10 protein-coding genes are annotated in these 9429 nt (G+C 70.2%); 1 reads left to right on the top strand and 9 read right to left on the bottom strand.

Annotated features, from left to right (window positions below):
* Nucleotides 1-10: 10 nt before the first annotated feature.
* From ACV4UX_RS14955 to ACV4UX_RS14985, 7 genes are all read right to left on the bottom strand, one after another.
* Complete coding sequence (locus tag ACV4UX_RS14955; protein WP_491594080.1) at nucleotides 11-1270, bottom strand: pilus assembly protein N-terminal domain-containing protein; 1260 nt, start codon at nucleotides 1268-1270, stop codon at nucleotides 11-13.
* A gap of 40 nt (nucleotides 1271-1310) precedes the next feature.
* Nucleotides 1311-2171 (bottom strand): Flp pilus assembly protein CpaB, encoded by an 861-nt coding sequence (cpaB, locus tag ACV4UX_RS14960; RefSeq protein WP_491594081.1) that lies wholly within the window; start codon nucleotides 2169-2171, stop codon nucleotides 1311-1313.
* 3 nt (nucleotides 2172-2174) lie between these two features.
* Nucleotides 2175-2507, bottom strand: a complete 333-nt coding sequence (locus ACV4UX_RS14965; protein ID WP_491594082.1) for a hypothetical protein — start codon at nucleotides 2505-2507, stop codon at nucleotides 2175-2177.
* A gap of 143 nt (nucleotides 2508-2650) precedes the next feature.
* A complete protein-coding gene (locus ACV4UX_RS14970; RefSeq protein WP_491594083.1) occupies nucleotides 2651-3601 on the bottom strand; it encodes a TadE/TadG family type IV pilus assembly protein in 951 nt (316 codons plus the stop codon).
* A complete protein-coding gene (locus ACV4UX_RS14975) occupies nucleotides 3601-4035 on the bottom strand; it encodes a TadE/TadG family type IV pilus assembly protein (RefSeq protein WP_491594084.1) in 435 nt (144 codons plus the stop codon). The genes ACV4UX_RS14970 and ACV4UX_RS14975 overlap by 1 nt, the downstream gene beginning before the upstream one ends.
* A gap of 1 nt (nucleotide 4036) precedes the next feature.
* Nucleotides 4037-4279 carry a Flp family type IVb pilin gene (locus tag ACV4UX_RS14980; RefSeq protein WP_491594085.1) on the bottom strand — a complete coding sequence of 81 codons (243 nt, stop codon included), beginning with the start codon at nucleotides 4277-4279 and terminating at the stop codon, nucleotides 4037-4039.
* 27 nt (nucleotides 4280-4306) lie between these two features.
* The gene (locus tag ACV4UX_RS14985; protein ID WP_491594086.1) at nucleotides 4307-4441 is read right to left on the bottom strand and encodes a hypothetical protein; all 135 of its coding nucleotides are present in this window, start codon (nucleotides 4439-4441) and stop codon (nucleotides 4307-4309) included.
* A gap of 507 nt (nucleotides 4442-4948) precedes the next feature.
* Between ACV4UX_RS14985 and ACV4UX_RS14990 the strand changes: the two genes are divergently transcribed.
* Entirely contained in the window at nucleotides 4949-8167 is a 3219-nt protein-coding gene (locus ACV4UX_RS14990; protein WP_491594087.1) for an ATP-binding protein, read from the top strand.
* Nucleotides 8168-8180: 13 nt separating this feature from the next.
* Here ACV4UX_RS14990 and ACV4UX_RS14995 read toward each other — a convergent pair whose 3' ends face one another.
* Together ACV4UX_RS14995 and ACV4UX_RS15000 are read right to left on the bottom strand one after the other, a co-directional pair.
* On the bottom strand, nucleotides 8181-8648 hold the full coding sequence (locus tag ACV4UX_RS14995; RefSeq protein WP_491594088.1) for a hypothetical protein: 468 nt from the start codon (nucleotides 8646-8648) through the stop codon (nucleotides 8181-8183).
* 53 nt (nucleotides 8649-8701) lie between these two features.
* Nucleotides 8702-9429: SH3 domain-containing protein (locus ACV4UX_RS15000; RefSeq protein ID WP_491594089.1), on the bottom strand; the 728-nt coding region annotated here is incomplete at its 5' end.

Raw genomic sequence — 9429 nt, forward strand, 5'->3', positions numbered from 1 at the left:
GCCCGCGCGCTCACGTGAGCCCCTGGCGCGGCCGCGCCCTATTTGCCCCCGATGAGTTCTTCGCGGGCACCGAGATCCCCATCTCCGTGCCCGTCACCGCGCTGGACTCCACATGGATGGAGGTGTCGATGTTGCGGGCCTGGTCGATGAGGGGCGACACCTGGAGCGTCATGCCCACCTTCTTGTATTCCACGCTCATGGTGCCCAGGCTCTGGGCCACGGAGATGGGGATCTCGGTGCCCGCGAAGAACTTGGCCTGTCCGCCCTGCTTGGTGATGACGGCCTGGTTCATGAGCGAGCGGCCGCGCCCCTCGTCCTGGAGGCGGCGCATCTTGGGGAAGAGGTCCGTGATGGTGCCCGAGAGCGAGGAGAACCAGCCCTTGTCGGTGGTCTGGGAGCCCGAGGCCTCGGAGCTGGAGCCCAGGGGGTTCCAGTGGATGCCCAGGTCGCGCAGGGCCGACTTGGAGACCTCCATGATGTTCATGGTCACCTCGATCATGCGCGGCTGGGTGTACACCTGGGGCGCGTCGCTGGAGACCCTGAGCGCGTTGACCACGTTCTTGCCGTAGATGAGGGCGATCTTCTGGGCGCGCTCGCTCTCCTCGGTGGTGGTCACGAGGCCGTCGAGCACGAAGGAATCCTTGACGGCCCGGACCTTCACGCCTGGGCGGTCGATCTCCTTGGTGATCTGCTCGCTGACGATGCGCTTCATCACGGGGCTCAGGCCCGCCTGGTTGATCACCTCGGGCATGCCCGCCAGGAGCTTGTTCACGCGGTCGTAATGGTCGGAGCTGAACACCTCGCCCTCCACCACGATGCGCGGCCCCAGCTGGCGCACGCGCAGGCCCTCGTAGCCCGAGAGCATGTCCTTGAGGGCGGCCATGCTCTCGGCCGTGGCCCCGGAGAAGACCCGCACCGAATACTCCTTGCGCTCGCCCGAAGCGCCCAGCACCAGGATGTTGGTGAGCCCGGGCTTCCTGGCGTTCACCAGCATCTCCCGGTCGCCGGTGCGGGCAACGCCCAGCACCTCGGGATCGCCCACGGCCACCTTGTCCACGGCGAAGTCCAGGCGCAGCACGGTGCTCTGGCCGTTGACGATCTCCAGGGAGGTCACGTCCTGCACCTGGGGTTTGGGCTGGCTCGCCTCCGGGGGCTGCGCCTGGCCCTGGCCCGGCGGCGGAGCCTGGGCCGACGCCTGGGAGGCCAGGCAGGCGAGGAGGGCGAAAACGACGGACCCGATGCGAAGCCGCGCGAGCAAAACGTGTTTCATGACCCGTATTCCCTTCTGGTGGAGGTTTGGGTTCGTAGCGCTACTGGAGCTGGAATTCCTCGGCGCCCCGGTACTCGGTCCAGGCCGGCCGGCTGCGGGGCACCACGGCCTTGTCGGTGCCCAGCACCGTCTGGGCCGTGACGTTGGGCGGCTGGCCCGCCGCCTCGCCCTTCTGCCAGCTGCTGCGCAGGGCCACGCAGAGCGAGCCGATCTCCTGGGCCAGGGCCGCGCGCTGGGTTTCCTCCAGCGTGAGCGCCAGGGTGAGCGTGCGGATGCTCCCCCCGCCCTGGCCCTGCTGGGGCGCGGCCCCCACCACGCTGCCCTCGGCCTTCTGGCGCGCGGCGGCGCGCGGGGCCGTGCGGGCGCTGGAGTGCTGGTTCACCGCCAGCACCAGCACGTTCTGCAGGAGCACCCGCGTGATGGTGCCCTCGGCCACGGCGCGCCCCTGCTGCACCGAGCCCGTGTTGGCCGTGACGAGCACGTCCACCTGGTCGCCCGGGGCGATGAGTCCGGCCACGGCCGACACGTCGTTCACCGCCAGGCTGAAGGCCCGCTTGTCCGGGGGCACGCGCCGGGCCACGCTCTCCTCGCGGGGGGCGCGCAGCATGGAATCGAGCACCTGGGTGCCCTTGAGCACGGGCACGTCGGCCACGCGGTCCAGGGCCTCGGAGGCTTCGCGCAGGGCCCCGGGCTGGAGGTACTGCTTGGGCAGCTCCACGGTTTCCAGCATGGAGTCGTCCAGCACCTGGCCCTCGGGGATGTCCTTGGCGGCCACCAGGACCTTCACGGGGGTGGCCAGGGCCAGAAGCTCCTTCTCCTTCTTGTGCACGTAGGAGAACACCAGCATCAGCGCGAAGAGCGCCGTTCCCAGGGAGATGAGGATCAGTTTGGATCGCGTCATGGCCTACTCTTTGATGGTTCGGTCGGACTTGCCGTGCCTGGCGAACTTGTTCCTGAGCACCCCCGCGTAGGAACCCGCGTAGCCCGAAAGCTCCAGGGGCACGCGCACGGGGTTGGCGTCGAGCTTTTCCGCGATGACTCCGGAAACCTCCATGATCGCGGTGCGGCGCACCTCCACCTCCTTGAAGGAGCCGTACTCGGCCAGGGCGGAGCGTTCGCGCCACTGGGCGCGCAGGTCTTCCAGGGTGCGGGTCATGGTTTCGTAGAGGGCCTGGCCGTAAAGCAGGAACATGAGCACGAAGGAGAGGAAGAAGAGCATGAAGGCGGCCTCGATCATGGCCGCTCCCTCCTCCCGGTACGGGTCCCGGCGCGCGGCGGCGCGACGCCCGGCTCCCGCGCGCGGACTGCGGCCCCCCGGCGCGCCGACCCCGCTCGCAACGGGTCCTCGCGGCCTGCGCATGCCTTGACGGACGCGCGGGCTCAATGGAGCACCTTCCCCAGGTTGTCGGCCTTGGGCTTGGGATTCAGGGCGTTCAGGCGCACCATGACGGCCCGGTAGAGGGGGACGCCCCACTCCACCTGACCCGTGGTCGGCATGGCCGCCGCGTAGGCCTTGAGCGTTTCCGTGCGCCCGAACACGGAAGGGGCCAGCACCAGGTCGTGGGGGGCGTGGGACAACTCGAAGGCCGAATAGGTCGTGGGCGAGGAGCGTTTCACGATCTTGTAGCGCACCGTGCCCATGCCCGGGGCCTGGCCCACGCTGTTCAGGGTGGCCGGCAGGGTTCCGTCGTGGCGGCCTTCGTAGCGCGCGTCCCCGGCCAGCATGTCCTGCCAGGCGGTGGCCTGGCGCATGCACGGGAAAGGGAAGCAGGGCACGGGCAGCCAGAAGAGGTAGACCACCGGCAGGCTCTCCCGGCGGTACTCCATGAGCTTGCCGGGGGACCCTTCCTTGCTCTTGGGGTTGAGCGAGCGCAGGGAGACGCCCTTGATCCCCTTGTCGTCCAGGTTGGTCTTCTTCACCCTCCTGGCCACGTCCAGGGCTTTCCTGGCGTAATCCTTGTTGGCGTCGTCCTGATAGCTGCGGATGTTGTCGAACACCTTCTGGTAGAAGCGCACGGTGCTCTGGCCGTCGGAGACGTCCTTGAAGGGCGTGGAGAAGGTCCTGGCCAGGATGGCCAGAAGCTTCGCAAGCTCCAACTCGGCCGAGAGGTTCAGGTCCGCGATCTCGTTGAGCCCGGCCGCCTGCACGGTGGCGGCCGAATAGGCGCAGGCGTCCGCCACGTTCTGGAGGCGGACCTTCTCGAACACCAGTTGCCCGATGTCCACCACCAGGAAGATCATGAGCACCAGCGTGGGCATCAGAAGAGCCGTCATCACCGTGATGGAGCCGCCCTGCCCGGCGGCCAGTTCTTTCACGGCGCGCGCTTCCATCAGCGCCCCTTGTTGTCCCCGAAGTGGGAGGGTTCGCGGTAGATCTTCACCGAGTGGGAGATGGCGAAGCCGTTCGTCTCGCCGAAGAGCTTGCCCACGTCCCGGGGCAGGTCCAGGCGCTTTTCGAGCTTCACCACGTCGGAGCGGCCCGAGGAACTGATGGAGAGCGTGTAGCCCTCGTCCACGGCCGAGGCGGCCCGCGCGGCCGCCCCGCCCACCGAGTGGGCGCGCGCCGCGACGGACGTGGCGTAGCGCAGGCGGCCGTGGGCCAGGAAGATCTCCGTGATCTGCACGTAGGCCACGAAGAGGAACAGGAGGAACATCAGGGCGAAGGCGAACTCCACCGTGGCCGCGCCGCGCTCCCCGGCCGGGTCTTCCGCTGTGCGCGCGCGCGCTCCCGGGGAGCGCGCGAAGCTGGCCACAAAGCCGCCCATGCTATTTCTTCTTGTCCAGCCCTGCGGTTTCCTTCACCTTCTTCACCACGTCCTGGAAGAACTCCTTCAGGGGGTCGAACATGTAGGTGGCCGCCGCGATGATGCCGATGACGATCACGGCGATGAGCAGCGTGTATTCCACCGTGGACGCGCCCTGCTCGTCCTTGAAGCGTTTCTTCACGTCGTGGATCACGTTGTGGGCGCGGCAATGCAGGAACGCAAGGATTTCCAGGGGTTTCGGCATGGTATCGAACTCCGTGGGTTGGCTGTCCTAGGGATACGGTTTCGCGATGAAGCTCATGAACTCCTTGAAGATCTCCACCGCCATTGGCCTGAAGATCCCGGACTCGACGCCCAGGAGGATGGCCGCCGCGAGGAGCATGCAGAAGGCGTATTCCACCGCCACGGCTCCGGCCTCCGGGCCGACGAACCCGGACCGGTGGCCCGGGAGCGGGACGGCGGAACGCGTGCGGCGCTCTCGCGCTGCGCGCCCCGGGAGGCGAGGGTTTCGAGTCGCCGGCGTCTGTCGCATGGCACGTCCTGCTTTTCCCCGTCTCGGCTGCGGACCTTCCCGCCCTCCGGAAAGGCCCATGTCCCTCCGGCCCCAGGCCTCTCCCGGAGCGACCATGCCGGGGACAGGATGAAGGATCGGATCCCGGCCTTCATGCCTGTCTTTAACAGCCCCCCCTGACATTTTCCTTACCACTGAACCTATTGCGCCAACCGGGACGCATTTCCGCATAGGATGTACTCTTTCAGCATGTTAGCATGGCGCATCGCCCGCGCCCCCTGCCCTGAAGCTCTTCCCGGCTCCCACCCGGCAGCCGCCCGGAAGCAAAAGAGCATTTGATCTTTCAGGCAGTTATCCGTATGCAGGACAAGCATCGGCACGCCACCGCGTGAGGAGTCCGGCTTGCAGGTCCGCGCCGACAAGTTTTACCCTCCCCAGGTCGACGCGCCCCGGTTCTTCTCCCGGGAACGGGTCGTCGAGGATATCTTGCGCCGCATCGGCACGCGCCGCCCCGACATCGTGGTGGAGGCCCAGGCCGGGCAGGGCAAATCCTCCATCATCCGCCAGATTCTCGACCGGCTCGACACGGACGCCGTCTGGTTCCAGGTGGACCCCGAAGACCGCGACCCCGCCGTGTTCCTGGCCTCCGTCCAGGCCTGCCTGGCGCGCAGCCTGCCCGCCTGCCCCGACACCGGGCCGGGCGGCCCGGGCAGCGGCGGCATGGCCTCCGCAGACCTGCCCCGGCGCATCGCCCCCCTGCTCCAGGCCCTCCAGAGCTGCCTCAACGGCGACATCTACCTGGTCTTCGACGACCTCCACCACCTGAGCGGCCACCCCACGAGCCTTTTCATCCTGGAATACCTGCTCGCCAACGCCCCGCCCCAACTGCACTTCGTCCTCTCCTCCCGCGAGCCCCTGCCCTTCCCCGGCGAAAACGGCCAGCCCGCCGGACGCAGCGCCGTGCACCTGGGCAACCGCGATCTGGCCCTTGGCCTGGACGAGACCGCCGACCTGCTCCACCACGTCTTCGAGCTCACCCCCTCCCAGGACGCCGTGCGCGGGATCGCCGCGCGCACCGACGGCTGGATCATGGGCACGCTGCTCCTGGGGCTGCGCATGGCCAAGGGCAAGAAGCTGCCGGGCGACAATCCGGAGGCCTCACCGGGCGGCGGCATCCGCGACTATTTCCGGCGCAAGGTCTTCGCCCCCCTGGAGCCCGCTTTGCGCCGCCCGCTCATGGCCCTCTCGCTCCTGGAGGAGATCCCCGCCGAACTGGCCGCCGCCGTGGCCCGGCGGCCCGGGGTGGCAAAGGAACTGGACGATCTGGCCCGACGCAACCTCTTCGTGCGCCGGCTGGACCCGCAAGGGTCCCTCTTCGGGCTCCACCACCTCTTCCGGGAATACCTGCGCGAAAAGGCCCGCGAGGAGCTGAGCCCCGAGGAGGCCCGGGACGTGCACCTCCAGGCCGGACGCCACTTCTCCGCCCAGGGCAACTCCCCCCAGGCCCTGCGGCACCTTCTGGCCGCCGGAGACCACGCCGCCATGGAGGACGTGCTGCGCCGCCAGGGCCTGGCCATGCTGGCGGCCAACCAGACCGCCACCCTCGCGGACATCCTGGGCGGGATGCCGCCCGGAGCGCTCGCCCGACACGGCTGGTGCGCCCTCTGCCTGGCCCTGGCCCACCTGGACTTCGCCCCGGCCCGGGCGCTCCCCCTGCTGGACGGCGCGCTCAGGGAGCTGCGCGCGCGCGGCGACGAACCGGGCGAGCTGGTCTGCCTGGCCCACGTCATCTCCATCCACATCACCACCACCGGCCACTACCGCGAGGGCGAGGAATACCTGGGCCGCGCCGAGGAGCTCTTCGAGCGCCACGCGCACTCCCTGGACCCCTCAACCTTCGTCCTGCTCTCGCGCAGCCTGGCCATGGGCCACTGCATCTTCCTGGCCGACTCCTACACGGCCACGCGCCACGCAGAACGCGCCCTGACCCTGGCCCGCTCGGAGGGACTGGTGAACTGCGAGGCGGCGCTCCTCCTGGTGCGGGGCTACATCGAGATCTTCGCGGGCCGCCTGAGCCTTTCCAGACCCTGGCTGGAGCGGGCGGCGGCCATGGTGCGCCGCCCGGAGGTGGGCACGTTCAACTGCCTGGCCATCCGGATGATGCTCGTCAACTTCCTGTTCCACGACGGGGATTTCGACAACTATTTCCGGCAGAAAGCCCTGCTCGTGGCCGATTACGGCGCGGACATGGTCTCGCAGTCCATCGCTGGGCCGTTCTGCCTGATCTGGGAGATGGACACGGCCATCACCAGGGGACAGGCCGAGGAGGCCCTCCACCTGTCCGCCCTGGCCGGACAGGCCCCGCTCAGCCCGCACCTGGCCAGCCAGGTCCTCCAGCTCCAGGGGGTGGCCCTGGCCCTGCAGGGACGCCTCGCCGCGGCCCTGGACGCGTCCGACGAGGCCACGCGCCTGCGCCGAAGGGCTGGGGGTCTCTACTTCGCCTCGCTCAACCACATCCTCACCGGCCTGACCCTGGGCCTCTGCGGACGCCACGCCGAGGCCCTGGCGCGCCTGGACCAGGGCGTCGTGGAGGCGCGCGCCATGCCCACGGCCTACCTGGAGTCCGGGGGGCTTCTGCACCGGAGCTTCGTCCGCCTGGAAACGGGCGACGAGGAGGGCGCTGCCGACGACGCGGCGGCCGCGCTCGGTCTCCTGCGCGCCAACGCCTACCGGCACTTCTGGGGCTGGACGCCCCGGGCGGCCAGGCGCGTGCTGGGCCTGGCCGTGCGCCGGGGCATCCACGCTGGCTACGCCCGCGCCCTGGCGGCCAGACAGCTCGACGAGGCGATCCTGGAGGACGGCTACACCCTGCCCCTGCTCAACTTCCAGACCCTGGGCGGCTTCGCCGTCCGGGCTTCGGGCAGGACCGTGCTGGAGGCCCAGGACCTCACGCCCGCCCAGCGGGAGCTGCTCTGCCTGCTTCTGGCCTCGCCGGAGCTGAGCATGTCCCAGGACGTGGCCCAACTGCACTTCTGGCCCGACAGTTCCCCGGGAGCGGCGCGGATCAAGTTCGACACCATGGTCTCGCGCCTGCGCAAGACCTTCGCGGGAGCGCTGCCGGGCTTGGACGTGCAGCGCTACCTCAACCGGGACAAGGGGATCGTCTGGCTGGAACACTGCCGGGTGGACGCCCTGGAGTTCCAGGAGGCCGTGGCGCAGGGCCTGGAGCACGCCAGGCTGCGGGAGCACTGGCAGTCCGGCAACGCCTTCGCCAGGGCCGAAGCCCTCTGGAAAGGCGACTTCGCGCCAGGCGTGACGGGGGAGGACCGCACCCGGGCCTTCCGGGACGCCCTGGGCAAGACCCTGACCCGCATGGCGCTGGTGTGGGGAGGGCAGCTGGCCGACGCGGGGCGCACGCGCCAGGCCCTGGAACTGGCGGAAAAGGCCCTGGCCTCCGACCCCCTGAGCGACGTGCTCTGGGGCCTGCTCTACCGCCTGCACGGCCGGGATTCGGCCCTCCAGGCGCGCCAGGCCCTCAACCGCTTCGTGAAGCTCCTGCGCGACGAAGGCTACCCCGAGGACGAGATCGCCCAGATGGCGGCGGCCATCGCCCGGCCCTGAGCGCGGGCCGCGCTCAGGGATCCACGCCGATCAGGAGCGCCTCCTTGGCCGAGAAGGCGGGATGGCGCCCGCCCCCTTTGGCGCCGGAGCGGTAGTCCACCTCCAGCAGGTAGGTTCCCGGCGCGGCGGCGGCGGGCACCAGGAAGAAGGCGTCCACGGCCGTGCGGCCCGGAGTGAGCGTGAAGTCCCGGGTCTGGTCCACGAACACCACGCGCCCCTTGAGCGTGAGCTTGCGGGTGAGCGTGCCCGTCTCGGGCGCGGCCTTGGGGGCGGGGCAGTAGGCGTAGACCAGGCGGTGGTGCACCTCGCCCCCTGGCTCCACGCGCTCGGGCTTGAGCGCGTTGGCCTCCAGCACGAGCAACGGCAGGGTCTGGGCGTCGCAGCCCAGTTCCCTGGAGAGGGCCTCGTGCTCCAGGAGCAGCTTGGGGCCTGGCTCTGGACGCGTCGGCGGGGGCGGCTCCACGGCGGGGGGCTTGCGCACGCACGCTGGCGCCAGGCACACGAGCAGGGCCAACAGGACCGCCTTCACCGGCACTACTTGATGATGCGCCATCCCGCGTCACCTCCCTGGGCTGGTTTCTTCGCGGCGGGCTTCTCCGGGACTGCGGCCTGGGCCTGCGTCTCGGCCACCTGGGCCGCCTGGACGTAGCCCGCCTGCCCCTGGGGCGTGGTCACGCGCACCCAGCCGTCCCGGGTCTCGAAGGCCGAAATCCGGGCGTTGATCTCCAACGTCGCCAGCGTCCTGGCCGTGGACTCCGGGGCCTCCCGCAGGCGCACCCCCCTGGACTGCACATAGACGGAGCGCGCGGTCTGGGCCTGCTCCCCGGACTTGCCGCCCTTCTCCGCGACGGGCGCGGGGGCCGCCTCGGGGGCGGGGACCTGGGCGGCCGGAGGCGAGGCCCCCGCCGGAACGGCCGACTTGTCCGTGCCCGGCGCGGCCGGGGCGACAGGGGCGGGCTGCCTGTCAGGGGCGGCCGCCGGAACAGATTCCGCGGCGGTCTGGCTCTCGGGCGCGGCCGGGGGCTGCCCGGAGGGTTCCTGAACCTGCCGCGCGGCGGGAGTCGCCCCGGGGGGCTGGGCCTCCGGAGCGGAAGCCTCCGGGCGCGCCGGGGAGTCCTTGACGGTGAGGGGCGTGGAGATGGGCTCCGGCCCCCTGGTTCCCGACAGCATGAGATACCCCCCCCCGCCCAACACCAGGGCCGCCACGGCCGCCACGGCCAACAGCACGGGGGACCCCTTGGGCCGTCCCGCCGCCTGTGGCC

This window comes from Fundidesulfovibrio sp., from assembly GCF_058402725.1.